General features: G+C 67.3%; 22 protein-coding genes. 13 read left to right on the forward strand and 9 right to left on the reverse strand.

Annotated elements, in window-relative coordinates:
- Positions 1 to 3: 3 nt before the first annotated feature.
- Positions 4 to 1,596 (reverse strand): 2-isopropylmalate synthase, encoded by a 1,593-nt coding sequence (locus C6W92_RS13290; RefSeq protein WP_129433998.1) that lies wholly within the window; start codon positions 1,594 to 1,596, stop codon positions 4 to 6.
- 279 nt (positions 1,597 to 1,875) lie between these two features.
- On the opposite strand from C6W92_RS13290, the gene C6W92_RS13295 reads away from it, so the two are divergent.
- Both C6W92_RS13295 and C6W92_RS13300 read left to right on the forward strand, forming a co-directional pair.
- Positions 1,876 to 2,541: an SDR family NAD(P)-dependent oxidoreductase gene (locus C6W92_RS13295; protein ID WP_129434000.1), complete on the forward strand. Its 666-nt coding sequence runs from the start codon at positions 1,876 to 1,878 to the stop codon at positions 2,539 to 2,541.
- Complete coding sequence (locus C6W92_RS13300) at positions 2,535 to 4,064, forward strand: cryptochrome/photolyase family protein (RefSeq protein WP_129434002.1); 1,530 nt, start codon at positions 2,535 to 2,537, stop codon at positions 4,062 to 4,064. The genes C6W92_RS13295 and C6W92_RS13300 overlap by 7 nt, the downstream gene beginning before the upstream one ends.
- On the opposite strand, the gene C6W92_RS13305 is transcribed toward C6W92_RS13300, so the two are convergent.
- Entirely contained in the window at positions 4,065 to 5,501 is a 1,437-nt protein-coding gene (locus C6W92_RS13305; protein ID WP_129434004.1) for a 2-isopropylmalate synthase, read from the reverse strand.
- A gap of 153 nt (positions 5,502 to 5,654) precedes the next feature.
- Between C6W92_RS13305 and C6W92_RS13310 the strand changes: the two genes are divergently transcribed.
- On the forward strand, positions 5,655 to 7,334 hold the full coding sequence (locus C6W92_RS13310; protein ID WP_129434005.1) for an NAD+ synthase: 1,680 nt from the start codon (positions 5,655 to 5,657) through the stop codon (positions 7,332 to 7,334).
- Between the two features lie 6 nt (positions 7,335 to 7,340).
- On the opposite strand, the gene C6W92_RS13315 is transcribed toward C6W92_RS13310, so the two are convergent.
- Together C6W92_RS13315 and C6W92_RS13320 are read right to left on the reverse strand one after the other, a co-directional pair.
- The gene (locus C6W92_RS13315) at positions 7,341 to 9,515 is read right to left on the reverse strand and encodes an ATP-binding protein (protein ID WP_129434007.1); all 2,175 of its coding nucleotides are present in this window, start codon (positions 9,513 to 9,515) and stop codon (positions 7,341 to 7,343) included.
- Positions 9,512 to 9,907 carry a hypothetical protein gene (locus tag C6W92_RS13320; protein ID WP_129434009.1) on the reverse strand — a complete coding sequence of 132 codons (396 nt, stop codon included), beginning with the start codon at positions 9,905 to 9,907 and terminating at the stop codon, positions 9,512 to 9,514. Before C6W92_RS13320 ends, C6W92_RS13315 begins: the two co-directional genes overlap by 4 nt.
- 183 nt (positions 9,908 to 10,090) lie before the next feature.
- On the opposite strand from C6W92_RS13320, the gene C6W92_RS13325 reads away from it, so the two are divergent.
- Positions 10,091 to 10,897, forward strand: a complete 807-nt coding sequence (locus tag C6W92_RS13325; RefSeq protein WP_129434011.1) for an alpha/beta fold hydrolase — start codon at positions 10,091 to 10,093, stop codon at positions 10,895 to 10,897.
- Positions 10,898 to 10,919: 22 nt separating this feature from the next.
- Here C6W92_RS13325 and C6W92_RS13330 read toward each other — a convergent pair whose 3' ends face one another.
- Together C6W92_RS13330 and C6W92_RS13335 are read right to left on the reverse strand one after the other, a co-directional pair.
- Positions 10,920 to 11,315, reverse strand: coding sequence for a metallopeptidase family protein (locus C6W92_RS13330; RefSeq protein ID WP_104018895.1), 396 nt, complete (start codon positions 11,313 to 11,315; stop codon positions 10,920 to 10,922).
- A gap of 68 nt (positions 11,316 to 11,383) precedes the next feature.
- Positions 11,384 to 12,310 carry an MBL fold metallo-hydrolase gene (locus C6W92_RS13335; RefSeq protein ID WP_129434013.1) on the reverse strand — a complete coding sequence of 309 codons (927 nt, stop codon included), beginning with the start codon at positions 12,308 to 12,310 and terminating at the stop codon, positions 11,384 to 11,386.
- A gap of 144 nt (positions 12,311 to 12,454) precedes the next feature.
- On the opposite strand from C6W92_RS13335, the gene C6W92_RS13340 reads away from it, so the two are divergent.
- From C6W92_RS13340 to C6W92_RS13365, 6 genes are all read left to right on the forward strand, one after another.
- Positions 12,455 to 13,786, forward strand: a complete 1,332-nt coding sequence (locus C6W92_RS13340) for an MFS transporter (RefSeq protein ID WP_129434015.1) — start codon at positions 12,455 to 12,457, stop codon at positions 13,784 to 13,786.
- A 67-nt stretch (positions 13,787 to 13,853) separates the two neighbouring features.
- On the forward strand, positions 13,854 to 15,179 hold the full coding sequence (gene gltX, locus C6W92_RS13345) for a glutamate--tRNA ligase (RefSeq protein WP_129434017.1): 1,326 nt from the start codon (positions 13,854 to 13,856) through the stop codon (positions 15,177 to 15,179).
- 82 nt (positions 15,180 to 15,261) lie between these two features.
- Positions 15,262 to 15,930 (forward strand): phosphoribosylformylglycinamidine synthase subunit PurQ, encoded by a 669-nt coding sequence (gene purQ, locus C6W92_RS13350; protein WP_129434019.1) that lies wholly within the window; start codon positions 15,262 to 15,264, stop codon positions 15,928 to 15,930.
- Between the two features lie 38 nt (positions 15,931 to 15,968).
- On the forward strand, positions 15,969 to 17,729 hold the full coding sequence (locus C6W92_RS13355) for an ATP-binding protein (RefSeq protein ID WP_129434021.1): 1,761 nt from the start codon (positions 15,969 to 15,971) through the stop codon (positions 17,727 to 17,729).
- Between the two features lie 7 nt (positions 17,730 to 17,736).
- Complete coding sequence (locus tag C6W92_RS13360; RefSeq protein ID WP_129434023.1) at positions 17,737 to 19,074, forward strand: sigma-54 dependent transcriptional regulator; 1,338 nt, start codon at positions 17,737 to 17,739, stop codon at positions 19,072 to 19,074.
- A 399-nt stretch (positions 19,075 to 19,473) separates the two neighbouring features.
- Positions 19,474 to 22,140: a ribonuclease E/G gene (locus C6W92_RS13365; protein WP_129434025.1), complete on the forward strand. Its 2,667-nt coding sequence runs from the start codon at positions 19,474 to 19,476 to the stop codon at positions 22,138 to 22,140.
- A 44-nt stretch (positions 22,141 to 22,184) separates the two neighbouring features.
- Here C6W92_RS13365 and C6W92_RS13370 read toward each other — a convergent pair whose 3' ends face one another.
- Complete coding sequence (locus C6W92_RS13370; RefSeq protein WP_129434026.1) at positions 22,185 to 22,415, reverse strand: sulfurtransferase TusA family protein; 231 nt, start codon at positions 22,413 to 22,415, stop codon at positions 22,185 to 22,187.
- A 93-nt stretch (positions 22,416 to 22,508) separates the two neighbouring features.
- On the opposite strand from C6W92_RS13370, the gene C6W92_RS13375 reads away from it, so the two are divergent.
- On the forward strand, positions 22,509 to 23,261 hold the full coding sequence (locus C6W92_RS13375; protein ID WP_104018904.1) for a cytochrome c biogenesis protein CcdA: 753 nt from the start codon (positions 22,509 to 22,511) through the stop codon (positions 23,259 to 23,261).
- Positions 23,262 to 23,267: 6 nt separating this feature from the next.
- Here C6W92_RS13375 and dtd read toward each other — a convergent pair whose 3' ends face one another.
- A complete protein-coding gene (gene dtd, locus C6W92_RS13380) occupies positions 23,268 to 23,705 on the reverse strand; it encodes a D-aminoacyl-tRNA deacylase (RefSeq protein WP_104018905.1) in 438 nt (145 codons plus the stop codon).
- A gap of 88 nt (positions 23,706 to 23,793) precedes the next feature.
- Between dtd and C6W92_RS13385 the strand changes: the two genes are divergently transcribed.
- Positions 23,794 to 24,210 (forward strand): Hsp20/alpha crystallin family protein, encoded by a 417-nt coding sequence (locus C6W92_RS13385; protein WP_129434061.1) that lies wholly within the window; start codon positions 23,794 to 23,796, stop codon positions 24,208 to 24,210.
- 54 nt (positions 24,211 to 24,264) lie between these two features.
- On the opposite strand, the gene pth is transcribed toward C6W92_RS13385, so the two are convergent.
- Positions 24,265 to 24,948: an aminoacyl-tRNA hydrolase gene (gene pth / locus C6W92_RS13390; RefSeq protein WP_129434063.1), complete on the reverse strand. Its 684-nt coding sequence runs from the start codon at positions 24,946 to 24,948 to the stop codon at positions 24,265 to 24,267.
- A gap of 74 nt (positions 24,949 to 25,022) precedes the next feature.
- Here pth and C6W92_RS13395 point away from each other — a divergent pair, with 74 nt between their 5' ends.
- Positions 25,023 to 25,703, forward strand: a complete 681-nt coding sequence (locus tag C6W92_RS13395) for an FkbM family methyltransferase (RefSeq protein WP_129434065.1) — start codon at positions 25,023 to 25,025, stop codon at positions 25,701 to 25,703.
- Positions 25,704 to 26,079: the final 376 nt, after the last annotated feature.

Raw genomic sequence — 26,079 nt, forward strand, 5'->3', positions numbered from 1 at the left:
GCCTTATGAGACGTCCTTGTAGCTCACTTCGCGCTTGTCCGCGCCGGTCTTCTCGCGCCGCACGAGAAGCCGGTTGAGCGCGTGGACATAGGCCTTGGCCGAGGCCACGACCGTGTCGGTATCCGCCGATTGCCCGGTGACGATGCGGCCGTCTTCCTCCATCCGCACGCTGACGGTGGCCTGCGCGTCGGTGCCTTCGGTCACGGCGGCCACCTGGTAGAGTTGCAGCCGTGCATCGTGCGGAAACAGCGCCCTGACCGCGTTGAACGTGGCGTCCACCGGCCCGTCGCCGGTGGCCTCGGTGGATTTCTCCTCGCCGTCGATCAGCATGGTGAGGGTTGCCTGTTGCGGGCCTTCGGTGCCGCAGACCACCTGAAGCCGCTTGATCTGCAGGCGGTCGCTCTCGTCGTCGAGCCCGGCATTGACCAGCGCGATCAGGTCCTCGTCATAGACCTCCTTCTTGCGGTCAGCGAGTTCCTTGAACCGCACGAAGATGTCGCCCAGTTGGTTGTCGGCCAGGTCATAGCCCAGGTCATGCAGCTTGGCGCGCAGCGCGGCGCGGCCCGAATGCTTGCCCATCACGATATTGGTGGCGGCAAGGCCGACATCCTCGGGGCGCATGATCTCGAAGGTCTCGGCGTTCTTGAGCATTCCGTCCTGGTGGATGCCCGATTCGTGGGCAAAGGCGTTCTTGCCGACGATGGCCTTGTTGGGCTGCACGGAAAAGCCCGAGACGGCGGCAACGCGACGCGAGATGTGCATGATCTTGCGGGTGTCGATGCCGGTGTCATAGGGCATGATGTCGCCGCGCACGCGCAGCGCCATCACCACCTCTTCCAGCGCGGTGTTGCCCGCGCGCTCGCCCAGCCCGTTGATCGTGCACTCGATCTGCCGCGCGCCGCCTGCGACCGCGGCGAGCGCGTTGGCCGTGGCCATGCCAAGGTCGTTGTGGCAATGGGTGGCGAATACCACCTCGTCGGCGCCCGGCACCGTCTCGATCAGGCGGCGGATGAGGTCCGCGCTCTCGACCGGCGCGGTATAGCCCACGGTGTCGGGGATGTTGATGGTGGTTGCGCCCGCCTTGATCGCGATTTCCACCACGCGGCACAGGTAATCCCATTCGGTGCGCGTGGCATCCATCGGCGACCATTGCACGTTGTCGCACAGGTTGCGGGCATGGGTCACCGTCTCGTGGATGCGTTCGGCCATCTGGTCCATGTCCAGATTGGGGATCGCGCGGTGCAGCGGCGAGGTGCCGATGAAGGTATGGATGCGCGGAGAGTTGGCGTGTTTCACCGCGTCCCAGCAGCGGTCTATATCCTTGAGGTTGGCGCGGGCGAGGCCGCAGATCGTGGCGTTCCTGGCCTGCTTGGCGATCTCGCTCACGGCGCGGAAATCGCCCTCCGAGGCGATGGGAAAACCCGCCTCGATGATATCGACGCCCATCTCGTCGAGCAGCCCGGCGATCTCGAGCTTTTCCTCGTGGGTCATGGTCGCGCCGGGGCTTTGCTCGCCGTCGCGCAGCGTGGTGTCGAAAATGACCACCCTGTCTTTTTTCGCCTGCGGCGAAACGCGGTCCTTGGCTGTATCAGTCATGTCGGGTCTCTTTGTTCAATGATGTCCGTTGGCCTTGGGGCGCGGGGGTGCACATCCTCTGAGCGCTCGCGCCGCGGGGCACGCTCAGAGGCGGCTAAGCAGGAGAAGGCCGGGGAGCGCGCGCAGGCCATCGGCACGCGCCGGGGCGCGATGCGACATCCGGATATGGGCCTGCATCATCATGGCCGCCACTATAAGAGCGGGGCGCGCGGTTGAAAAGCGTGAATTTGGCGGCGCGCGACGCTTGAAGCGGGGGCGCGCCCGGCTAGCTCTGGCGAGATGGACACCGCATTGATCATTGGCGCCTCGGGCGGGATCGGCGCTGCCGTGGCGCAGGCGCTTGGCGCGCGGGGCGTCGCGGTTACGGGGCTGTCGCGGTCGGGTGACGGGCTCGACGTGACCGACGAGGGCAGCGTGCGGGCGGCGTTGGGGCGGCTTTCCGGTCCCTACGACCTGATCCTGGTGGCGACCGGCGCGCTGGAAATCGGCGGCGCGCGGCCCGAGAAGGCTTTGAAGCAAGTAACGGCGCAGGCGATGGTGGACCAGTTCGTGCTCAATTGCGTGGGGCCGTCGCTGGTGCTCAAGCATGCCGTGGCCCTGCTGCCGCGCGACCGGCGCTCGGTCTTTGCCGCGCTGTCGGCGCGGGTGGGCTCGATCGGGGATAACGGCTTTGGCGGCTGGTACAGCTACCGCACCGCCAAGGCGGCGCTCAACCAGATGATCCACACCGGCGCGATCGAGTTGGCGCGCAGCCACCGCGAGGCCGTCTGTGTGGCACTGCACCCCGGCACCGTGGCCACGCCGTTCACAGAGAAGTATCTCGGGCGCCATCCGTCGGTGGCACCGGAGGAGGCGGCGCAGAACCTGCTCGCGGTGATCGGCGATCTCGTGCCCGGGGACAGCGGCCAATTCTTCGACTGGCAGGGCAAGCCGGTGCCGTGGTGAGCCGTCTCGTCCTGGTGCTAGGGGACCAGCTGAGCCACGATCTCTCGGCGTTGCGCGCGGGCGACCGCGCGCGCGATCTGGTGGTGATGGCCGAGGTGATGGACGAGGGCAGCTATGTCCCCCATCACCCCAAGAAGATCGCGCTGGTGCTCTCGGCCATGCGCCATTTCGCGGACGAGTTGCGCGCCGACGGCTGGCAGGTGGCCTATACGCGGCTCGACGACGCGGGGGCGTCGCGGAGCATCGTGGGAGAGCTGATGCGGCGAGGCGAGGCGCACGGGACAAGCGAGGTGATCGCCACGCAGCCCGGCGAGTGGCGGCTGATCGAGGCGCTGGAAGCGGCGCCGCTGACGGTGACACAGCTACCCGATGACCGGTTTATCTGCTCGCTGGAGGAATTCGACGCCTGGGCAGAGGGACGCCGCGAGTTGCGCATGGAGTATTTCTACCGCGAGATGCGGCGCAAGACCGGGTTCCTGATGGAAGATGGCAAACCGGCGGCCGGCAAATGGAATTTCGACCACGACAACCGCAAGCCTGCGCGGGTCGACATGCTGCGCGCGCGCCCGATGCGGTTTGCACCGGACGCGATCACCAAGGAGGTGCTCGATCTGGTCGCGGACCGCTTTGGCGGTAATTTCGGCGACCTGCGCCCGTTCTGGTTCGGGGTCACTGCGGCGCAGGCCAAGCGTGCACTCGACCATTTCGCGAGAGAATTGCTGGCGGGTTTCGGCGATTATCAGGACGCCATGCTCGCGGGCGACCGGTTCCTGCATCATTCGGTGCTGTCGCCATACCTGAATATCGGGTTGCTCACACCTTGGGAAATCTGCACCCGTGTGGTCGAGGAGTGGACGGCCGGGCGTGTGCCGATCAATGCCGCAGAGGGCTATGTGCGGCAGGTCATTGGCTGGCGTGAATACATGCGCGGCCTTTATTTCCGCGAGGGGCCCGGCTATGTGCGGCGCAATGCGCTGGGGCACGGGCGCGCGCTGCCCGCTATGTACTGGGGTGCGCCGACGAAGATGAACTGTGTCTCGCAAGCCATTGAACAAACGCAGAAAGAGTCTTACGCCCACCATATCCAGCGGTTGATGGTCACGGGCAATTTTGCGCTCCTGGCCGGAATCGATCCGGCCGAGGTGCACGAATGGTACCTGTCGGTCTATGCCGATGCGTTCGAATGGGTCGAGGCCCCCAACGTGATCGGCATGAGCCAGTTCGCCGACGGCGGCATCGTCGCGTCGAAACCTTATGTGTCTTCAGGTAATTACATTGCGAAGATGTCAGATTACTGCGCGTCCTGCGCCTATTCGGTAAAGGCGAAGACCGGCGATCTGGCCTGCCCGTTCAACCTGCTCTACTGGGATTTTCTCGTGCGCCATCGCGATCGGTTCGGGCGCAACCCGCGGATGGGGCCGATTTACCGGACATGGGACCGGATGGATGCGGAACGCCATCACGCCGTGCGTGACGGCGCCGCGGCAGTTCTGGCGCGGCTCGATGCGGGGGACGAGGTCTGACTATTCCGTGCGGGTGAGATTGTCGGTGAGCACGCCATCCTCCCAGGTGCCGCTCGCCTCTTTCCCGCCGGCGTAGCGCATCGTGCCCTCGCCCTGCCGCTTGCCGGAGAGGAACATGCCCTCGTAGACATCGCCATTGGCATAGGTTGCCACGCCGCGCCCCGATATCTCGCCCTCGCGCCACTCGCCCTCGTAGACGAAGCGGTCGTTCTCGGGCGTGTCGGGGTTGTCGGGGATGGTGATCTTGCCTTGCCCGTGGCGCTGGCCATCGACGAATTCCCCCTCGTAGATGGTGCCGTCGGGATAGGTGGCGGTGCCTTGTCCGTGGCGCTGCCCGTCGTTCCACTGGCCCTCGTAGCGATAGCCGTCGGGATAGGTCATCACGCCGTGGCCGTGGTTGCGCGCGTTCACGAACTCGCCCTCGTAGACCAGCCCGCTGGGATAGGTGGCGCGGCCCGTGCCCTCGATCACGCCGCCGACCCATTCGCCCTCGTAGGTCGAGCCGTCAGGGTAGGTGATCTTGCCCTGCCCGTTGGCGAGATCGTCGCGAAACTGGCCCTCGTAGACCGAGCCGTCCGGATAGGTTACGCGACCGGTGCCGGATATCTTGCCGTTCTGCCACTCGCCCTCGTAGCGATAGCCGTCGGTGCCGGTGAATACCCCCTGACCGTGGCGCATGTCGTCCTTGAACTGGCCCTCGTAGACATCGCCGTTGGCATAGGTCACGCGGCCTTCGCCCTCGCGCTGACCAGCGACCAGATCGCCCTCGTAGACATCGCCGTTGGGCTGGATGAGCTTGCCGGTGCCGTCGATCTGGCCGTCCTTCCACATCCCCTCGTAGATCAGCCCGTCGGGCATGGTGAGCTTGCCCTCACCCTCGCGTGCGCCGCGTTTGACCTCGCCTTCGTAGATTGCGCCGTCGGGATAGGTGATGGTGGCGCTTCCCTCCTTGACGCCGCGGACCCAGTCACCCTCGTAGCGATAGCCGTTCGGGCTTTCCATGCGGCCGGTGCCATGATGCATGGCATTGAGAAATCCGCCCTCGTAGCGCACGCCATTGGCATAAACCGCGACACCCTGGCCGGTGATCTCACCCTCTACCCATTCGCCCTCGTATGTGCCGCCATCGGCGAACACGATCTTGCCCAGGCCGTGCGGCTTGCCGCGCGCGAACTCGCCCTCATAGACCGAGCCGTTGGGAAAGCGCGCGACGCCCTCGCCGCGGATCTCGCCCTCGGCCCATTCGCCGGAATATTCATAGCCGTTGGGCAGCGTGTAGGTGCCGGTGCCGTGTTGCAGGCCGTTCTTGAACGTCCCTTCGTATATGCCGCCGTCGTCGTATTGCTTGGTCCGCACCTCGTCGTCCTGCGCAAAGCCTGCATGGCCCGCGACGAGCGCGGCGGTCAGGATCGTCGTATGCGTCACTATGCGTGTCATGTCTGCCCCGATGCCTCTCGCCCGCCAGAAATGGCGGCAGGCGCTGCAAATCTAGATGAGCCCGCGGCATGTGACAACGGGATTCGGGCAATTCGGCTTTTCCTCGCGCCGCGATCTGCTAGATCATCAGGGCAAAGCGGCGAGGGGACGCGCATGGCCGAGAGGTTTCGCCTGACACTGGCACAGCTCAACCCGACGGTGGGCGACCTGGCGGGAAACGCCGCGCTTGCACGCGGGGCGTGGGACGAGGGGCGCGCGGCGGAGGCCGATCTGGTGGCGCTGCCCGAGATGTTCATCACCGGCTACAACATGCAGGACCTGGTGCTGAAACCGGCATTCCACCAGGCCGCGATCGCCGCGATCGAGGCGCTGGCGCGCGACTGTGCCGAGGGGCCGACGTTGGCGATCGGCGGCCCCGCGCTCGACGGCGTCGGGCTCTACAACGCCTATTACGTGCTGCAGGGCGGGCGGATCTCCGCGCGCGTGCTCAAGCATCACCTGCCCAACGAGACCGTGTTCGACGAGAAGCGCCTGTTCGAGAGCGGGCAGGTCAACGGGCCCTATGCGGTGGGCGGGGTGCGCATCGGCTCGCCCATCTGCGAGGATAGCTGGTATCCGGACGTGGCCGAGACGCTCGCCGAGACGGGGGCCGAGATGCTGCTGGTGCCCAACGGCTCGCCGCATTACCGCGAGAAGATGGCGCTGCGGCAGAACCACATGGTGGCGCGGGTGGTCGAGACCGGGCTGCCGCTCGCCTATCTCAACATGGTCGGCGGGCAGGACGACCAGGTATTCGACGGTGGCTCCTTCGTGCTTAACCCTGGCGGTGGGCTGGCGATGCAGTTGCCGATGTTCGAGGAGGCGGTGGCGCAGGTCGATTTCGAGCGCGGCGCCGAGGGCTGGCGCGCGCGCCCCGGCGCGCTGGCGCATCTGCCCGGCGATCTGGAGCAGGATTACCACGCGATGGTTCTCGCGTTGCGCGACTACCTGCGCAAGGCGGGGTTCGAGCGGGTGCTGCTGGGCCTGTCGGGCGGGGTGGACAGCGCGATTGTCGCCACGATTGCCGTCGATGCGCTCGGGGCGGGGAATGTGCGCTGCGTGATGCTGCCCTCGGAATACACGTCGGAGACGTCGCTCGATGATGCGCGGGCCGTGGCCGAAAATCTCGGCTGCCGCTATGATACCGTGCCGATCTCGGCGGGGCGCGCGGCGATCACCGACACGCTCGCGCCGCTCTTCGAGGGCTGCGCGCCGGACATCACCGAGGAGAACATCCAGTCCCGGCTTCGCGGCCTCTTGCTGATGGCGCTTTCCAACAAGTTCGGCGAGATGCTGCTGACCACCGGCAACAAGTCCGAGGTGGCGGTGGGCTATGCCACGATCTACGGCGACATGGCGGGCGGCTACAATCCGATCAAGGATCTTTACAAGACGCGGGTCTTCGACATCTGCCGCTGGCGCAACACCAATCACCGGGTGTGGATGCGGGGGCCGGAGGGCGGGGTGATCCCGGAGCAGGTGATCGACAAGCCGCCGAGCGCCGAGTTGCGCGCCGACCAGAAGGACAGCGACTCGCTGCCCGATTACCCTGTGCTCGATTCGATCCTCGACATTCTCGTGGATCAGGACGGCTCGATCGCCGACTGCGTGGCGGCGGGCCATGATGCGGCGGATGCCCGGAAGGTGGAGCATTTGCTTTACATCAGCGAATACAAGCGCTTCCAGGCCGCGCCAGGGACAAGGCTGTCGTCGCGGGCCTTCTGGCTCGACCGGCGCTACCCGATCGTCAACCGCTGGCGCGACGCATCGGGCGGGGGGAGCGGCACCGGCTGAGGCGGATCATTCGGCGGCGTGGCCGATCCCGGGGGCGGGGCGGTCTGACACGGCGGTGCGGGCCGCGCGCGCCCAGCGCAGTTGCGAGACATGGGCGACGAGGTCCGCCTTGCGCAGCGGCTTGCCGAGAAAGGCGTCCATCCCCGCCAGCCGCGCGGCCTCGCGGTGCTGGTCCAGGATGTTGGCCGAGACCGCGACGACATGCGCCGGGGCCAGACCCTGCGCCGCCTCATGGGTGCGGATGAGGCCGGTGGCCTGATAGCCGTCCATTCCGGGCATCGAGACATCCATCAGCACGATGTCGACCGGGTGTTCGGTGTAGAGCGCGACCGCCTCGGTCCCGCTCGCGGCGAGCCGCAGATCGGCACCGGAATTCGCAAAATACCGTTCGAGCAGCAGCCGGTTGGTGGCGTTGTCGTCGACGGCGAGCACGGTCAGGCCGCTGGCCCAGGCCGCGGCCGGCGCGGTCCCCTCGGCCCCCGGTGCGGCCCCTGTGCGCGGGGTGGTCTGGGGGGATGCTTCCACCCCGAGCAGGCGCGCCACCGTGTCGAGAAACGACCGCTCGCGCAGCGGCTTGCGCAGGACCGCGCCACCGGCGGGGGGCTTCTGCGCTGCACTACCGAGCAGGAGCCTGGGTGTCCGGGCCGCGCAGGCGGGTGCCAACGCGCGGTCATCCATGACCAAGAGATCGGGGGACGGGTCTGCGGCCATGTCCTGCGGCCCCGCGCCCTCGGCCACCCGTGCCCCGTGATGCGCGAGCAGCGCGGCGATCCCGGCGCGCCGCCCGGGCAGCGGATCGAGCAGCCAGACCAACGGCGCGGTGCCATCCGGCAAGGCGAGGGCCCCGTTGCGCGCGGTGTCGGCGGCATCGTCGGTGGGCACCAGAGGCAGGGTAATCGCAAAGCACGACCCGGCCCCGGGCCGCGAGGAAAGCGTGATCCGGCCGCCCATGAGCTGTACGAGTTGCCAGCTCACCGCGAGGCCAAGCCCGGTGCCGCCGGGATGCGTGGTTCTGCCGTCGCCTGCCTGCTCGAACGCCTCGAATATCCGGCCCTGCTGGCCCTCGGGAATGCCCGCGCCGGTATCGTGGACCGAGATCACGATCTCGTCCTTGCCGCCCCGCGCCACGGCCAGGCCGACATGGCCCTCCTGCGTGAACTTGACGGCGTTTCCGGCGATGTTGATGAGCACCTGCCGCAGTCGCCCGGCATCGCCGATCATCACCTCCGGCAGGTCCGGGGCGACATGGGCGTAGAGCTCGATCCCCGTGCGCGACGCTAGCGGCGCGAGCAGTTGCGCGACATCCTCGACGATCTCGCGCAGGCGGTAGGGCTCTTGCGCGAGGGTGAATTTGCCCGCTTCGATCTTGGAGAAGTCGAGGATATCGTTGATGATCGCCAGCAGGGCGTCGCCCGAACGCACCACGGTGGTGACATAGGTCTCCTGTTCGGGCGAGAGCGGGGTTTCCGACAGCAGGTCGGCCATGCCGAGGATGCCGTTCATGGGTGTGCGGATCTCGTGGCTCATCCTTGCGAGGAAATCGGATTTTGCCGCGTTCGCTGCGATCGCCTCGGCGCGGGCGCGTTCCAGCCGCGACAAGAGCCCGCGTAGCGGGCGCCCGACGATCACCCGGAACGACACCCAGTTGGCGAGCGCGGCGACGAGAATGCCGCCCGCGAGCAGCAGCAGCAGGAAATCCCGCTGATAGCGCTTGACGGTCGCGATCTCGCGCTCGTCGAAATGCGTCACCAGCTTGGTGATCGGCCAGGAATACACCTCGTAAGGCAGGGTCAGCGCGCCGCCCGCCCCTTTGCAGCCCAGCCCCCGTGGCACCACGGCAAGCTGGTGTTGCGTCCCGGGATCGACCAGCTCGACGCAGCGGATTGCCGGGTCGCCGAGCAGCGTCTGCATCAGGTCGGTGACGTAGGGCGCGCGCCAGTCGGTCGCGCCCTCCGACTGGTCGCTGAAGCGTTCCAGCGCGCCGCCCAGCCGCGCGGTGGCGTTGCCGATGCGCATCGCCATCGCCTCCTCGCTGCGCAGGAGGTTCTTCTCGCTCAGCCACAGGAGCCCGGCCCCGGCAAAGGCGAGGAAGGTAGGCACCATCACGGCGGTGAGCTTGAGATACAGGCTCAGCGTCGGCGTGCGCGGATCGGCGGTGGCGGCCATGGGCGCGGCGCTCATTCCAGCCGCGCCGCGCGGCCCGCGTCCATCAGCGCGTGCAGCGGAGCGCGGTTGTCGATCTCCATCCGGATGACGCCAAAGCGCCCGTCGCTTTCGGCGATGTAGTAATCCACCGGCGCCTCGTCCCCGTTCTCGGAGACGAGCGTGGCGCACATGACATAAATGTCGTCCATCCTGAGGATGATTTCGTGGTTCTCGGTCGGGTAGTATCGGGTGACCGCGCCGGTCGCCAGATTGACATGGGGAAGCGCGCCGCCGAGCATCGAGCGGCCCAGGCTGCGCTGCAACGTTGCCTGAAGCCGCGTGCGCAACTCGTTGAGCGATTGAGCCTCTGCCCCGGTTGCGCAAAGCAGACCGAGTACCAGAAGCACGGAGAGTGGCGAACGTGTCATGCCGGGATCGTCCTTCATCCTGAATCGCCTGTGCATTGAACGCGCGCAGCGTTATCAAATCGTTTCCACGGGCGTTTCCTCGCGATCACCTTTGCGCGAGGTATTGCCGGGGGCCACGCGGATGTGACTTGTCGGCGCTATCTCATGCGTCGCAACATGGGTCCGGATCATGCGGGGTGCGATATGCGGTTTGTCTTTTTCTTTCAGGTCATTCTGGTGCTTCTTGCGGCGCAGGGGGCGGCTGCCTGCGGCGTCGACAGCGACTGCCGGATCGGTGATCGGCACTACCGGATCGCATGGCCCGAGGACGCGCGCGCGCCGGTGGGCGCAATCGTCTTTGCGCATGGTTATCGCGGGTCGGCTGCGGCGGTGATGCGCAATCGCGGCCTGCGTCGCATGGCGGCGGAGGAGGGGCTCGCGCTCATCGCGCTCAAGTCGCTGGATCGCGACTGGGTGATTCCCCACGCACCCGGCCACGCGGGCACCGACGGGGCCCGCGAATTCGCCTATGTCGAGGCGGTGCTGGCAGATGTCGCGCGGCGGTATCCGTTGGACACGGGCCGGGTGATGGGCGCGGGCTTTTCGTCCGGGGCCATGCTGATCTGGAATCTCGCCTGCGCCATGCCGGAGCGATTCGCGGGGTTTGTCGCCGTGGCCGGCACCTTCTGGCAGCGCCCGCCCGCGCGTTGCGCCACCCCGGTGGAGAGCCTCGTGCATATCCACGGTCAGAGCGACCCGACGGTGCCGCTGACGGGCCGCGCCATCCGCGAGACGTGGCAGGGCGACGTGCGCGAGGCGCTGTCGATGTATCGCCGCCTCGGCGGGTTCCGCGCGGCACAACCCGCGGGGATCGAGGGCCTCACCTGCGAGGGCTGGCGCAATGCGCGCGGCGAGATCCTTGATTTCTGCCAGCATCCGGGCGGGCACTCGCTGCGCACCGCCTATATCCGCGCGGGGTTGGACCGGCTGCGCGAGGCGGGGCAAATGTAGCGCGCCACACCCCGGCGCCCGGTCACTCCCACCAGCGGTCGATGGCGGCGATGTCGTCGTCGGACCAGCCGAAATGGTGGGCGAATTCATGCACCACCACATGCGCCACCAGATCGGGCAGCGCCACGTTGCCGCGGTCGCGCCATTCCTCGAGGATCGGCTCGCGGAAAATCCACACGGTGTCGGGGCCGAGCGGCTGGTCGAAGTGGGATTTCTCTGTCAGCGGGATGCCTTCGTAGAGCCCGGTGAGGTCGCGCGCGTCCTCGATTTCCATCTCGTCGAGGAGATGCGCGGGCGGCCAGTCCACGACCAGGAGCACCACCTCCGATGCCGCGGCGCGGAACGCGGGCGGCAGCGCGTCGATGGCGTTTTGTGCGAGCCGCTCGAACGCGGCGAGGGAGGGGGGCGCCTGATCCATGCCCGTCCTATCGGGCAGGGCGCGGGGTTTGTAAATATCCCCTCCCGCGCCCGTGCCCCCCCCGCGGCTCAGAGCATCAGTTGATAGCTCGTCGGCAGGTAGCGGTATCCTTCGCCCGCCTGCTCGACATAGCCGGTGCCGGGCCAGGGCATGTGATATCCCACGAACGGGATATTGTCGGCGGCCAGCATACCCAGCAGGCGGCGGCGGGTTTCGGCCGCCCTGGCCTTGTCCATGTCGAATTTTACCTCCCAGTCGGGATAGCCAAGCGACCAGACATAGTGATTGGCGAAATCGGCGGCGAGCAGCAGTTGCCTGCCCCCGCTTTCGATCATGTAGACGGTGTGCCCGGGGGTGTGGCCATGCGCGGCCATCGCGGTGATGCCGGAGGCGACGCTTGCACCGTCGCCGATCATCTCGGTCTGCTCGGCCAGCGGGCGCATCTTGGCCTCGAATGTCTGGTTGTCCATCGCCGCCCACGCGTCGAATTCGACACCTGACGTGACGTAGCGCGCATTGGCGAAGGTTGCGCCGCTCTCGCCCATCAGTCCGCCGATGTGGTCGCCATGCATATGGGTGATGACCACGACGTCCACCTGGTCGGGCGTGTAGCCCGCCGCCTGCAGCGCGCCCGTGATGCCCTCGGGGTTGAGCCCGGTGTCAAAGAGCACGAGCTCGCTGCCGGTGTTGACCACGGTGGGGGTAAAGAAGAACTGCGCCTGATCGGTCGGAATGTTGGCGGCCTCGGAGGCGGCGTTGAACGCCTCTTCGCTGACATTGAGGCCGAAGATCGAATGCGGGTCGGGGCGCGGCATGGTCGCGGCCAGAAGCGTCGTGACCTCGAACTCGCCAAGCGTCACGCGGTTGAACCGCGTCGTACCGGCGCCCATCATCGGTGCCGCGGCGCGCGCGACCGGGGCGGTGACGGCCGCCATCGGCAGCGCGGCGGCCGAGGCGAGGACACAGCGGCGGGTGAGGGTGGGTGCGCGTGACATAGAATCCTCCTGTCGGTTTGGTTTGGATCGACTGTAACGCGTTAGCACGTAGGGCGTGTGGCTCTCACGCAAAATTGAGAGGCCCGCGGCGTGCTACGAAATGTGCCGTTTTCCGCGCGGTTAAACGCGTGTAGCGTCGCCGCCATGATGAGCCTTTTCGCCAACCGGAACTATGCCCGCCTGTTCGGCGCGCAGGTCGTCGCACTTCTGGGCACCGGGCTTCTGACCGTGGGGCTGGGTCTTCTGGCCTATGATCTCGCGGGGGCACGCGCGGGCGTGGTGCTGGGCACCGCCTACACGATCAAGATGGTGGCCTATGTGGGTCTTTCCCCGCTGGCGCAGGCCTGGGCGCTGCGCCTGCCGCGCAAGGCGGTGCTGATCGGGGCCGACGCGCTGCGCGGGGGCGTGGCGCTGTGCCTGCCCTTCGTCACCGAGCTGTGGCAGGTCTACGTGCTGATCTTCATGCTGCAGGCGGCCTCGGCCACGTTTACCCCGGCCTACCAGGCGGTGCTGCCCGACATTCTGCCCGAGGAGCGCGAGTATACCCGCGCGCTGTCGCTGTCGCGCATGGCCTATGACCTCGAGAACCTGCTGAGCCCGGCGCTGGCGGGGTTGTTGCTGGCGGTGCTGAGCTATCACTGGCTGTTTGTCGGCACCTTCGCGGGCTTCGTCGTCTCCACCGTTCTCGTGGCGTTATCGGCGATCCCGGCGCTGGGCCGCGCCGCCGCTGCGCGCCCGTTCCGCGAGCGGCTGTCGCGGGGCCTGCGCATCTACCTCGCGACGCCGCGGCTTCGGGGCCTCTTGTCGCTCAATCTCGCGGCGGCGGCGGTCGGGGCCTTCGTGCTGGTCAACACGGTGGTGCTGGTGCGCGCCGGGCTGGGCGGCGGCGAGAGTGGCCTGGCGATTGCGATGGCGGCGTTCGGCGCGGGGTCGATGGCGGCGGCGCTGTTGCTGCCGCGGCTGCTCGATCATCTGCCCGACCGGCGGGTGATGATGGCGGGCGCGCGGGGCCTCGCGGCGGTGGCGCTGGTCGCGGGGTCGGTGTTGTGGCTGGACGGGTTGCCGGGCTGGGCGGTGTTTCTCGCGGTCTGGGCGGTGTTCGGCTTTCTCTATTCGGCCATCCTCACGCCTTCGGGGCGGCTGTTGCGGCGCTCGGCCCATGCCGACGACCGACCGGCGGTGTTCGCCGCGCAATTCGCGCTCAGCCATGCCTGCTGGCTGGGGACCTATCCGCTGGCCGGCTGGGCGGGAGAGGCCCTGGGCATGGGCCCGGCGCTGATGCTGCTGGCGGGGGTCGCGGGGCTGGGGCTGGTCGCGGCGGCGCGACTGTGGCCCGCGAACCTGCCCGACGCACCCGAGCACACGCATCCCGATCTGCCCGACGATCACCCGCACCTGCGCGCCCACGGCGGGCGCAGGCACGCGCATCCCTTCGTGATCGACGACGATCACCACGCCTGGCCCACCCACGGCTGAGCACCCGCCGCAATCTGGACAATCGCGCGCCCCTGTGACAAAGCCGCGGCACAGTCAGGAGACGCCGATGACCACCACCCGTTTTGCCCCGTCGCCCACCGGATACATCCATGTGGGCAACCTGCGCACCGCGTTGATGAATTACCTCATCGCCGCCAAGGCGGGGGGCACATTCATCCTGCGCATCGACGATACCGACCCGGAGCGCTCGCGCGAGGAATATGTGGACGCGATCAAGTATGATCTCGAATGGCTGGGTCTGCACTGGGACCGGGTGGAGCGGCAATCCGAGCGGCTCGACCGCTATGCCGGAGCCGCCGACCGGCTGCGCGACATGGGCCGGTTCTACGAGGCGTTCGAGACGCCGACCGAGCTGGACCTGAAGCGCAAGAAACAGCTCAACATGGGCCGCCCGCCGGTCTATGACCGCGCCGCGCTGAGCCTCACGGACGCGGAAAAGGCCGCGCTGCGCGCCGAGCGCGGCGACGGTGTCTGGCGGTTCAAGCTCGATCATGAGCGGATCGTCTGGCAGGACGGTATCCTCGGCGAGGTGTCCATCGACGCGGCCTCGGTCTCGGACCCGGTGCTCATTCGCGGCGACGGGCAGGTGCTTTATACGCTGGCCTCGGTGGTGGATGACGTGGAGATGGGCGTGACCCATGTGGTGCGCGGCTCGGACCACGTGACCAACACCGCGACGCAGATCCAGATCATCGAGGCGCTGGGCGGCACGCCGCCACAATTCGCGCATCACTCGCTGCTGACCGGGCCGCAGGGCGAGGCGCTGTCGAAACGTCTCGGTACGCTTTCCCTGCGCGACCTGCGCGCGCGGGGGGTGGAGCCGATGGCGCTGCTGAGCCTGATGGCGCGGCTCGGCTCGGCCGACCCGGTGGAGCTGCGCAGCGACATGGCAGAGCTGATCGAGGGCTTCGACATCGAGCGGTTCGGCGCGGCACCGACCAAGTTTGACGAGCACGACCTGTTTCCGCTTACCGCCCGGATCGTTGCGGCGAAGCCCTACGACGAGGTGGCGGGGACCATCGCGGCGCTGGGCGTGCCCGAGGCCCTCGGCCCGCAATTCTGGGAGGTCACGCGCGAGAACATCTCCACGCTGGGTGACCTGGAGGCTTGGTGGATCATGTTCCGAGACGGGGCAGAGCCGGCGATCGACGAAGACGACCGGGAATTCATCGCCGAGGCAATGGCGCTGCTGCCCGAGGGGCCGCATGACAACGAGACCTGGGGCAAGTGGACCGCGGCGGTCAAGGAGGCGACGGGACGCAAGGGCAAGGGCCTCTTCATGCCGCTGAGAAAGGCGCTGACCGGGCAGGCGCACGGGCCCGACATGGCCCGCGTCCTGCCGCTCCTGCAAGTGATCCGCGCGAAGCGTTGACCGGCACCGTCACCCGCGCGATGGACAAGCCCGTCGCCGCGCGCTAGAGCGGCGGCACAGCATCCATGAGAGGGCTCTTGTCATGCACGCCGCCGTCATCGTCTTTCCCGGCTCCAACTGCGACCGCGATCTTGCCGTGGCTTTCGAGCGCGCGGGGGCGCGGGTGTCGATGGTCTGGCACAAGGACACGGCACTGCCCGCAGGCGTCGATATCGTCGGCGTTCCGGGGGGCTTTTCCTACGGCGATTACCTGCGCTGCGGCGCGATCGCGGCCAATTCGCCGATCTGCCGCGCGGTGGTGGCCCATGCCGACCGGGGCGGGCATGTTCTCGGCATCTGCAACGGCTTTCAGATCCTGACCGAAACGGGCCTGCTGCCCGGCGCGCTGCTGCGCAACGCGGGGCTGAAATACATCTGCAAGCCGGTGGGCCTGACGGTCGTCACAAACCAGAGCGTATTCACGCACGGGTACGACGCGGGCAGCACCATCACCGTGCCCGTGGCCCATCACGACGGCAATTACTTCGCCGACGAGGCCACGCTCGACCGGCTCGAAGCCGAGGACCGCGTTGCCTTTCGCTACGCCGACAATCCCAACGGATCGGCCCGCGACATCGCCGGGATTCTGTCGGAAAACCGCCGCGTGCTGGGCATGATGCCCCACCCCGAGCGGATGGCCGAGCCCGCCCACGGCGGCAGCGACGGCGCGGCCATGTTCGCGGGGCTGATGGGGGCGCTTGCGCCAGCGTGACGCTTGAGGGCTAGGCGCGCGCGCTCTAGACTTGGGCAATGACAACGTCCGACCGCCCCGATCCGACCCCGCGCCCGCGCACCATCCCCTGGCGTGCGCGGCTGGTGCTTGCGGGGCTGTTCCTGGTGGCGGTGGTGGTGGTGCTGACCACGCACCGGTTGCTCACCGACCGTTTCACCGAGAACACGCGCAACCGCGCCGAGCTGCGGCTGCTGCTCTACAGCGGCAACCTGCTGAGCGAGTTGCGCCAGAACGCCATCGTGCCGCAGCTTCTGGCCCGCGATCCCGCGCTGATCTCCGCGCTGGGTAGCCAGGACTACGCGCGATCCACGCAGCGCCTCATCTCCTTTCTTGACGAGATTGGCGCCGCCTCGCTGACGCTTCTGGACAAGGACGGGCGCGTGGTGGCCGCGACCGAGCGCACCCGCCTCGGGACAAACCTGCGCCAGGCGCCTTATTTCGTTGACGCCATGCGCGCGCGCGACACCGTTTTCAAGGTGCTGCGGCAGGAGGCGGGACAGTTTAGCTTCTTCTATTCGCGGCGTATCGAGGGGTCGTCCGGCGTGCTTGGCGTGATCCTCGTCGAGGTCGATTTGCAAAAGTTCGAGAGCGCCTGGGCAGGCATTTCCGACGCGGTGATGGTCACCGACAGCGAGGGCGTGATCGTGCTCGCTACCGAACCGCGCTGGCGCGGGCTCACCGAGGCGGAGGCGCTTGCGCACGAACCGGCTGACAGCGCGATCGAACGCGCCATCGAGGCCACCGCCGACTGGACGGCACTGCCCGCTGACGCCTATCTGAGCGGGCAGGCGGTGATGCGCGTCGAGGGGCGAGTGGCTTTCCGCGGCTGGCGCATCGCGAGCTTCACAACCTATGCCACGGTGCGCGACAAGGTGAACGGCTACATCGCGCTCGAAATCATGGGATTCGCGATTCTCATGGCGCTGGCCTTCTATTATCTCAATCGTCGCGCCACCTCGCGGATGATGCTGTTCCAGCGCGAGTCGGCAGAGCTTCGCGCTTTGAACGCCCGGCTTCAGCGGGAAATCGCCGAGCGCAGGCGCGTGCAGGAGACCCTCGCGCAGGCCGAACAGACGCTCCAGCAAAGCTCCAAGCTCGCGGTGCTGGGAGAGATGTCGGCAGCTGTCAGCCACGAGCTAAACCAGCCGCTCGCAGCGATGAAAACCTACCTCGCGGGCGCGCGGCTGCTCTCGCGCCGCAACCGCCCGGACGAGGCGCTCGTGTCGTTCCAGCGCATCGACGACCTGATCGAGCGGATGGGGGCGATCACGCGTCAGCTCAAGTCTTACGCGCGCCATTCCGGCGACAGCTTTGCCCCTGTCAATCTTGGCGATGCGCTGGCCTCGGCGCTGGCGATGATGGAGCCGCAACTGCGCAAGAGGAAGGTGCAGATCACCCGAACGTTGCCGTCGGAGCCGGTGATGGTGATGGGCGACCAGGTGCGCATCGAGCAAGTGATCGTCAACCTGCTGCGCAATGCGCTCGACGCCACCGAGAACACCGAGGACGCGGCCATCGACATCCTGCTCGTGGCGGGCGACACTGCGGTGCTGACCGTGCGCGACAATGGCGGCGGCATCGACGATCTCGAAAAGCTGTTCGAGCCGTTCTACACCACCAAGCTGCCCGGCGACGGGGTCGGGCTGGGTCTTGCCATTTCCTCGGGGATCGTCAACGACCTCGGGGGCCGCCTGACGGCACGCAATGCCGAGGGCGGGGGGGCTGTATTCGAGGTGCAGCTTCCCATATTGCCCGAAGAGACCAGAGCCGCGGAGTGAAAGTGCCATGCCAACTGCCATGAAGATTGCCATCGTCGACGACGAACGTGACATGCGCCAGTCCATCAGCCAGTGGCTGGCGCTGTCGGGGTTCGATACCGAAACCTTCGCCAGCGCCGAGGATGCGCTCAAGCAACTCGGCCCGGACTATCCCGGCATCGTGGTGACCGATATCCGGATGCCGGGCATGGACGGGATGCAATTTCTGCGCCGTCTCATGGGCAACGACTCGACCCTGCCGGTGATCATGATCACCGGCCACGGCGACGTGCCGATGGCGGTCGAGGCGATGCGCCTTGGTGCTTTTGATTTCCTGGAAAAGCCGTTCAACCCCGACCGCATGACCGAACTCGCCAAGAAGGCCTCGCAGAAACGCCGTCTCGTGCTCGACGCGCGGTCGCTGCGGCGTGACCTGTCGGACGGAAGCACGCTGATGAAAAAGCTCATCGGCACCTCGCCGGCGATGGAGCGGCTGCGCGAGGATATTCTGGATCTCGGGCAGGCCGACGGCCATGTCCTGATCGAAGGCGAGACCGGCACCGGCAAGACGCTGGTCGCGCACGCGCTGCACGCCGCCGGGAACCGCGCGGGGCGCAGTTTCGTCACGCTCTCCTGCGCCGCCTTCGAGGAGGGCGCGCTCGCGCGGCGCCTGTTCGGCCCGGTCGAGTCCTGCGACAATCGCTTGCCGGCTGTCGAGGAGGCGCGCGGCGGCACCCTCGTGCTCGAGGATGTCGAGGCGCTGTCCGACACGGTACAGGCGCGGATGCTGACCGCTCTCAACGAGGAGGGCACCCCGCCCGAGACCCGCATCGTCGCCATCTCCAACATGCAGGATGAGGGGCGCACCTGCGAGGATGCGCTGCGCCCCGACCTGTTCTATCGGCTGGCCAGCCTGCGGCTGACGGTGCCGCCGCTGCGCGCGCGCGGCGAGGATATCCTGACGCTGTTCACCCGTTTCGTCGAACAGTTCGCCGAGGATTACGGCTGTGACGCCCCGCAGGTCAGCGCGCAGGAAGCCACGCAACTCCTGCAGGCGCCGTGGCCCGGCAACGTGCGCCAGCTTTTCAATATCGCCGAGCGCGCCGTGCTCCAGTCGCGGCGCGGCACCGGTACGCTCACGTCGCTTCTGATGTCCGATCACGAGGACATGCAGCCGGTGATGACGACCGAGGGCAAGCCGCTCAAGGAATATGTCGAGGCGTTCGAACGGATGCTCATCGACAACACCATGCGCCGCCACAAGGGCTCGGTGCAGGCGGTGATGGACGAGCTGTGCCTGCCGCGCCGTACCCTCAACGAAAAGATGGCAAAATATGCGCTCAGCCGCGCCGATTACCTCGGCTGAGGGCGCGCACGCATTTTGGCCATTGTGTTTTTGTCACCGGTGGCTTTACTGTGACATGAGGCGATCCCGGTGCGATACCCCGGGTTTTGCCACGAGATTCGCTGTTTCAGGTATCCGTTGGATCGCAATCCCTGCGGCTGAACAGACCGATTGGCCCCCCGCGTGGGGACCGCACGCTCGCCCGTTGTCGTGCCGAATGGCCCGACCGGGCGCTGAATTGGCCCCCGCAGAGGGGTCGGAGTGAAGAACCGCGATGACGCGCGCAACAGGCAAGACACCGATATCGGCAGCGCCCGGCGCCTGCGGCGCTTTTGCGCCCGTCCTCGCCCCTGACAGACACAGACCGCAAGGCGCCGCGCCCCCCGGGCCGGTCGCCACGCGGTCGTGCATACGGAACACATGGCCAAGAAAATGCTTATTGATGCCACCCACGCGGAGGAAACCCGCGTCGTGGTGGTCGACGGAAACAAGGTCGAGGAATTCGATTTTGAGTCTGAAAACAAACGTCAGCTAGCCGGAAACATCTATCTCGCCAAGGTCACGCGCGTGGAGCCTTCGCTCCAGGCGGCCTTTGTCGAGTATGGCGGCAACCGGCACGGCTTTCTCGCCTTTTCGGAAATCCACCCGGATTACTACCAGATCCCGGTGGCCGACCGCGAGGCGCTGATGGCCGAGGAAGAGGCGCTCGCCCAGGCCCAGCAGGATGAAGAGGAAAAGCCCAAGCGCGCCTCCCGCTCCCGCTCGCGGTCGCGCCCCAGGGCCAAGACGGAAAAGACCGCGTCGGACGACGCGGTGACCAGCGCCGACATTTCCGGTATGGAAACCATCGACCTCGGCGATGACGAGGACGAAGGCAGCTCGCCGATGGAGCGTGTCGCCGAAACCCCGGTCGAGGAGCCGGACGCGGAGCGGGCCGCGAATACCGCCAAAGGCGAGGACAACGAGACCGCGCCCGAGACTGAGGAGGACACGCCCGACACGCCCGACACGCCCGACGCGCGTGACACGCGCGACCACTCCACCAACGATGACAGCATCGAATCGGTCGCCGACGAGGATGACAGCGAAGACATCCGCCCCGCGCGCAAGCCGCGCCCGCGCCGCTACAAGATCCAGGAGGTCATCAAGGTCCGCCAGATCATGCTGGTGCAGGTGGTCAAGGAAGAGCGCGGCAACAAGGGCGCCGCGCTGACCACTTACCTCAGCCTCGCCGGGCGTTACTGCGTGCTGATGCCCAACACCGCACGCGGTGGCGGCATTAGCCGCAAGATCACGCTCGCCGCCGACCGCAAGAAGCTCAAGGAAATCGCCGCCGAGATCGACGTGCCCAAGGGCGCGGGCCTCATCATCCGCACGGCGGGGGCCAAGCGCACCAAGGCCGAGATCAAGCGCGATTACGAGTATCTCCAGCGCCTGTGGGAGCAGATCCGCGAACTGACGCTGCGCTCCATCGCGCCGGCCAAGATCTACGAGGAAGGCGACCTCATCAAACGCTCGATCCGCGACCTCTATAACCGCGAGATCGACGAGGTTCTGGTGGAGGGCGAGCGCGGCTACCGCATCGCCAAGGACTTCATGAAGATGATCATGCCGTCCCACGCCAAGAACGTGAAGCACTACACCGATGCGATGCCGCTCTTCGCGCGCCATCAGGTCGAGAGCTATCTCGCCGGCATGTTCAACCCGGCGGTGCAACTGCCCTCGGGCGGCTATATCGTGATCGGCGTGACCGAGGCGCTCGTCGCCATCGACGTGAACTCGGGGCGCGCCACCAAGAAGGGCTCGATTGAGGAAACCGCGCTCCAGACCAATCTCGAGGCCGCCGACGAGGTTGCCCGCCAGTTGCGCCTGCGCGACCTCGCCGGGCTCATCGTCATCGACTTCATCGACATGGACGAGCGCAAGAACAACGCGGCGGTGGAAAAGCGCTTCAAGGACAAGCTCAAGACCGATCGTGCGCGCATCCAGGTGGGACGCATCTCGGGCTTCGGCCTGCTGGAGATGAGCCGTCAGCGCCTGCGCCCCGGCATGCTCGAGGCCAGCACGCAACCCTGCCCGCATTGCCACGGCACCGGGCTGATCCGCTCGGATGACAGCATGTCGCTGTCGATCCTGCGCCAGATCGAGGAGGAGGGCGTGCGCCGCCGCTCGCGCGAGGTGCTCGTGCGCGCACCGGTGGGTATCGCCAACTTCCTCATCAACCACAAGCGCGAGCACGTTGCCGGGATCGAGGCGCGCTATGGCCTGTCGGTGCGTATCGAGGGTGATCCGTCGCTGGTCAGCCCCGATTTCACGCTTGAGAAGCTCAAGACCGCGACCCGTACCGTGCGCGAGCCGGACACGGCCTTCGTGTCCGCGGGCGCGGCGCTGATGGACGCCATCGACGACGAGGTCGAGGCTCCTGCCGAGACAGAGGCCGAGGTCGAGGCCGAGAGCACGCCGCCCGATACCGAAGAGACCGAGAAGCCCAAGAAGAAGCGCCGTCGCTCGCGCAGCCGCAAGCGCAAGCCGCGTTCCGGCGACGGGCAGGGCGAAGGGCAGGGCGACAACGGTGCCCCGCAGAACGCGGCGGAGGTCGACACGGTCGACGCACAGGCCGAAACGCAAGCCGACACGCAGGCAGAAACCCCGGCGCGGCCCGCCGAGGAAACCGACGCGCCGGTGGCCGAAAAGCCCAAGAGACGCCGGGCGCCCCGCAAGAAACCCGCGCCGGAACCCGCTGCCGCCGAGGAAAGTGCCGACGCGGACGCACCGCAGCCCGAACCCGAGGCCAAGCCGAAGCGGCGGACCGTGTCGCGCCGCAAGAAGGCCGACGCACCCGCGCCGGAGCCTGCCGCCGAGGAACCTGCACCGGTCGCGGAGCGGACCGGGTCCAAACCCGCGCCCGAGCCGGAGCCGGAACCCGCGGCGGAGCAACCTGCGCCGGAGCCCGTTGCCGAGCAACCTGCGCCGGAACCGGATCCCGCGCCCGAACAGCCTGAGCCGGAACCGGAACCCGCCTCCGAGCAATCGGAGACCGAGGAACAGCCCCGGCCCAAACGCCGCGGCTGGTGGTCCTTCGGCTGATATCTCTCACGCGCCCCGGCCCGGTGCCGGGGCGCGTGGACCGTTCAGCCGGATTTTCTGATGAAATAGGTCTGCACGCCGCCCGCCTCTTCGGTCGAGATCAGTTCGTGCCCGCTCTCGGTGCAGAAATGCGGCACGTCCACGATCGCCGCCGGATCGTCGGCCTGCACCGCGATCACGTCGCCCGCAGTCAGCGATTTCAGCCGCTTGCGCAGCTTCAGCACGGGCAGAGGGCAGAGCAGCCCGCGCGCGTCTAGGGTGTGATCCGGCGTCATGCCCCGCAGATAGCCGCGCTGTTACAGCCTGTCCACAAGGATGTGACAGACTGCCTGATGACGCGGGCGTTGCGACCGGCTATGTGGGGGGTCATGTTCGGAATCGAGATCATCGACGCGGCGCTCCTGCCCGCAATGTTCGTGGCGCTTCTGGCGGGGCTCGTCTCGTTCCTCAGCCCCTGCGTGTTGCCCATCGTGCCGCCCTATCTCGCCTACATGAGCGGGGTGAGCCTCAACGAGTTGTCGCAAGAGGGCCACGCGCGCGCGCGCGCCGTGGTGCCCGCGCTGTTCTTCGTGCTGGGGCTCTCGACGGTATTCCTGTTCCTGGGTTTCACCGCCTCTGCGTTGGGGCGGGCGTTCCTGCAATACCAGGACTGGTTCAATATCATCGCCGGGGTCCTGGTGATGGGGTTCGGCGCGCATTTCGTGGGCGTCTATCGCATCGGCTTTCTCGACCGCGAGGCGCGGATCGACGCGGGCGACCGGGGCGGCTCGTCTCTGGGGGCCTATGTGCTGGGGCTGGCCTTCGCCTTTGGCTGGACACCCTGCATCGGCCCGCAGCTGGGCGCGATCCTGTCGCTCGCCGCCTCCGAGGCCAACGTGGCCCGCGGCACCACGCTGCTCGCGGTCTATGCCATGGGCCTCGGCGTGCCGTTCCTGCTGGTCGCGGCCTTCCTGCCGCGCCTCACCGGGCTGATGGGGTGGATGAAGCGCCACATGGCGCAGATCGAGCGCGTCATGGGCCTGCTCCTGTGGACCATTGGCCTCCTGATGCTCACCGGCGGGTTCTCGGATTTCTCCTACTGGCTGCTGGAGGTATTCCCGTCGCTCGCCCTTCTGGGCTGACTGGCCTCAGCTCTCCATCCAGATCGTGACGGGACCGTCATTGACGAGGCTCACCCGCATGTCGCCCGCGAATTGCCCGGTCTCTACCGGAACGCCGAGCGCCGCGAGCGACGCCGCGAAATGTTCGTAAAGGCGGCGGCCCTCCTCGGGCGGGGCGGCTGCGGAAAAGCCGGGCCGGTTCCCGCGCGAGGTGTCGGCGGCCAGCGTGAACTGGCTGACCACCAGTGCGCTGCCCCCCACATCCGCAACCGAGCGGTTCATCCGTCCCTCACCGTCGCGAAAGATGCGCAGCTTGACTACCTTGCCCGCCAGCCGTTCGGCGGCGGCTTCGTCATCGCCCTGCATGGCGCAAACGAGGATCAGGAGCCCCCCGTCACAGCGCCCGATCACCGCGTTCTCGACGGTCACTTCCGCCTCGCTCACCCGTTGCAACAGCGCGCGCATCGCCCTCTCCCGACTTGAGGCGGATCAAGGAAATTCCCATCTCCGCAGTGTAATTTGATGACAGTGCAACGCAAAGGAGGATGCTGCAATGGTCGAGAAAACCCATGTCGCCGGCTTCTGGCCCCAGCTTTATGAGCCGCTGCGAAATTTCGGGGCGCGCGTGGCCGATTGGCTGGCCCCTGCTTCGGATGCCTCGTCGAACGAGGACGCCTATCGCATCACGATGGAACTGCCCGGTGTCGAGGAAAAGGATATCGAGCTGTCGGTGCATGACGGCGCGGTGACCGTCACCGGCGAGAAATCCGCCACCCGCGAGGAAAAGGGTGAGACGTGGTTCTTCTCGGAGCGGCAATATGGCCGCTTCAGCCGGTCGTTCCGGCTGCCACCCGACGCCGATGGCGACAAGGTGGAGGCGGATCTCAAGGATGGCGTGCTCAGCGTCACCATTCCGCGCCGCAACGAGGCCCCGGCAGAGGGCCGCAGGGTCGAGATCCGGCGCGGCTGATCCTTGCGAAAGCCGGGTCCGCGGTAGCACGCATCGACCCGGGGAGGCCGCGGCTTAACGGAACCTGTCGACCAGTTTCTGCAGCGGGCTGCGGTCGTCCTCGGGCGGTTCCTCCGGCTCTTCCGGCTCTTTCTGGGTCGGCGGGGTGGCGGCCTTGGCTGCGGGGCGTGCCGGGGCCATGCGCTGCGCCACGGCGTTCTGGAACCGGTCGGGCTTGCCCTGCGCGAGCCACGGCGCGCCATCGCTGATGCCGCGCATCAGGTCGTCGAGCCAACCGGCATCCGCCTTGGCGAAATCCTGCAAAACGTAGCCGCTCACCCGGTCCTTGTGGCCGGGATGACCGATGCCGAGCCGCACGCGCGCATACTCGGCCCCGAGATGCGCGTGGATCGAGCGTAGGCCGTTATGACCCGCATGCCCGCCGCCGCGCTTGACGCGCAGCTTGCCGGGCGCAAGGTCCAGCTCGTCGTGGAACACCACCACATCCCCGGGGCCCAGCTTGTAGAAGCGCGCGGCCTCGGCCACCGACTCGCCCGAGAGGTTCATGAACGTCTCGGGCTTGAGCAGCAGAACCTTCTCGCCGCCCAGCACGCCCTCGGCCACGCGACCCCGGAACTTCGCCCGCCACGGCCCAAAGCCGTGATCCGCGGCGATGGCGTCCACCGCCATGAAGCCGATATTGTGGCGGTTGCGCGCGTATTTCGCGCCCGGATTGCCAAGGCCCACAAAGAGCTGCATTGCCGTTGCTCCCGTTCTCAGGTGAGGGTGGTGTAGGGTGAGCACGCGGCGGAATCAACGGCAAGGGGCAGGGCATGGCGGAATTCGAGATCGAGGGCCTGCGGCTGGAGGTGCCCGACAGCCATCTCAACGATCGCATCGCGGCCAAGCTCGCCTCGGGTGGCTACGAGGGACACGAGGCGCGCGCGGCGCTGATGCGGCTGCGTGCCGGGCAGCGGGTGCTGGAACTGGGATCGGGGATCGGCTACATCGCCTGCCTCTGCGCGCGGGTGGCCGGGGCGGAGAACGTCACCACGGTCGAGGCCAATCCCGATCTGCTGCCGGTGATCGCGGGCAACCTCGCGCGCAACGGGTTTGACGCGGTCACGGTGCTGCACGGTGCCGTGGGCGGCATGGACGGGGGGGCGGCGCCTCTTGCGTTCGATGCCGCGCGCAGCTTCTGGGCGGGGCACATCGCCGACGAGGCAAGCGCCGCCGAGCGCGTGGTCGAGGTGCCGCATCTGGGGCTGCGTGACCTGATGGCGCAGGTGCGTCCCGGCCTCGTCATCATGGATATCGAGGGGGCCGAGGCGCATCTGTTCGACGCACCCTGGCCCGCGCATGTGCGCAGCGTGATGATGGAGCTGCATCCCGGGCGCTATCCCGACACGGTGATCCAGCGCATCGTCGATTGCATGTCCGCATCGGGCCTGACCTATGATCCCGGGCCCTCGCGCGGGCGCATCCTGTGCTTTCGCCGGGTGCGGGGGCGGTAGGGGCGTATCCGCGGACAGTTGGCTTGCTGGGCGTGAATGGCCTGTAGCGGTCGTTGCCGTCTGGTCCCGGCGCGGAATCAAGGCCGAAGGCCGCCGCGCCATCGCATGTCCGCCCCCCGGACAGGCGATTTGGCTAAGCTAAAGCATCCCACCGAAAACCTGAATCGGTGGGATTCCCTTGAAGCCTGATCTGTGATTCATCCTGTTTGGGAGGATGGATTATGTCAGCACCTTTGCCGGATGCGCTTCGGGCGCGGTTTCAGAAGTTGATCGAGGAAGGGTTGAGCGGGCGCGCGGCGGCGTTGCGGCTGAAGGTATCGCCTGCCACCGGGGCACGTTGGGGTCTTGCGGTCCGCCGCACCGGTCAGGCCCGCGC

The organism is Roseovarius sp. A46 (genome assembly GCF_004126395.1).
Lineage (GTDB): Bacteria > Pseudomonadota > Alphaproteobacteria > Rhodobacterales > Rhodobacteraceae > Roseovarius > Roseovarius nitratireducens.

Bases quoted from the DNA above. Each gene is read 5' to 3' on its own strand.
- C6W92_RS13335 (WP_129434013.1), bottom strand. From the start codon at position 12,310: ATGTCACGCGCACCCACCCTCACCCGCCGCTGTGTCCTCGCCTCGGCC.
- C6W92_RS13340 (WP_129434015.1), top strand. From the start codon at position 12,455: ATGATGAGCCTTTTCGCCAACCGGAACTATGCCCGCCTGTTCGGCGCG.
- C6W92_RS13330 (WP_104018895.1), bottom strand. From the start codon at position 11,315: ATGGATCAGGCGCCCCCCTCCCTCGCCGCGTTCGAGCGGCTCGCACAA.
- C6W92_RS13385 (WP_129434061.1), top strand. From the start codon at position 23,794: ATGGTCGAGAAAACCCATGTCGCCGGCTTCTGGCCCCAGCTTTATGAG.
- C6W92_RS13290 (WP_129433998.1), bottom strand. From the start codon at position 1,596: ATGACTGATACAGCCAAGGACCGCGTTTCGCCGCAGGCGAAAAAAGAC.
- C6W92_RS13360 (WP_129434023.1), top strand. From the start codon at position 17,737: ATGCCAACTGCCATGAAGATTGCCATCGTCGACGACGAACGTGACATG.
- pth (WP_129434063.1), bottom strand. From the start codon at position 24,948: ATGCAGCTCTTTGTGGGCCTTGGCAATCCGGGCGCGAAATACGCGCGC.
- gltX (WP_129434017.1), top strand. From the start codon at position 13,854: ATGACCACCACCCGTTTTGCCCCGTCGCCCACCGGATACATCCATGTG.
- C6W92_RS13295 (WP_129434000.1), top strand. From the start codon at position 1,876: ATGGACACCGCATTGATCATTGGCGCCTCGGGCGGGATCGGCGCTGCC.
- C6W92_RS13315 (WP_129434007.1), bottom strand. From the start codon at position 9,515: ATGAGCGCCGCGCCCATGGCCGCCACCGCCGATCCGCGCACGCCGACG.
- C6W92_RS13370 (WP_129434026.1), bottom strand. From the start codon at position 22,415: ATGACGCCGGATCACACCCTAGACGCGCGCGGGCTGCTCTGCCCTCTG.
- dtd (WP_104018905.1), bottom strand. From the start codon at position 23,705: ATGCGCGCGCTGTTGCAACGGGTGAGCGAGGCGGAAGTGACCGTCGAG.
- C6W92_RS13310 (WP_129434005.1), top strand. From the start codon at position 5,655: ATGGCCGAGAGGTTTCGCCTGACACTGGCACAGCTCAACCCGACGGTG.
- C6W92_RS13305 (WP_129434004.1), bottom strand. From the start codon at position 5,501: ATGACACGCATAGTGACGCATACGACGATCCTGACCGCCGCGCTCGTC.
- C6W92_RS13395 (WP_129434065.1), top strand. From the start codon at position 25,023: ATGGCGGAATTCGAGATCGAGGGCCTGCGGCTGGAGGTGCCCGACAGC.
- purQ (WP_129434019.1), top strand. From the start codon at position 15,262: ATGCACGCCGCCGTCATCGTCTTTCCCGGCTCCAACTGCGACCGCGAT.
- C6W92_RS13365 (WP_129434025.1), top strand. From the start codon at position 19,474: ATGGCCAAGAAAATGCTTATTGATGCCACCCACGCGGAGGAAACCCGC.
- C6W92_RS13375 (WP_104018904.1), top strand. From the start codon at position 22,509: ATGTTCGGAATCGAGATCATCGACGCGGCGCTCCTGCCCGCAATGTTC.
- C6W92_RS13355 (WP_129434021.1), top strand. From the start codon at position 15,969: ATGACAACGTCCGACCGCCCCGATCCGACCCCGCGCCCGCGCACCATC.
- C6W92_RS13320 (WP_129434009.1), bottom strand. From the start codon at position 9,907: ATGACACGTTCGCCACTCTCCGTGCTTCTGGTACTCGGTCTGCTTTGC.
- C6W92_RS13325 (WP_129434011.1), top strand. From the start codon at position 10,091: ATGCGGTTTGTCTTTTTCTTTCAGGTCATTCTGGTGCTTCTTGCGGCG.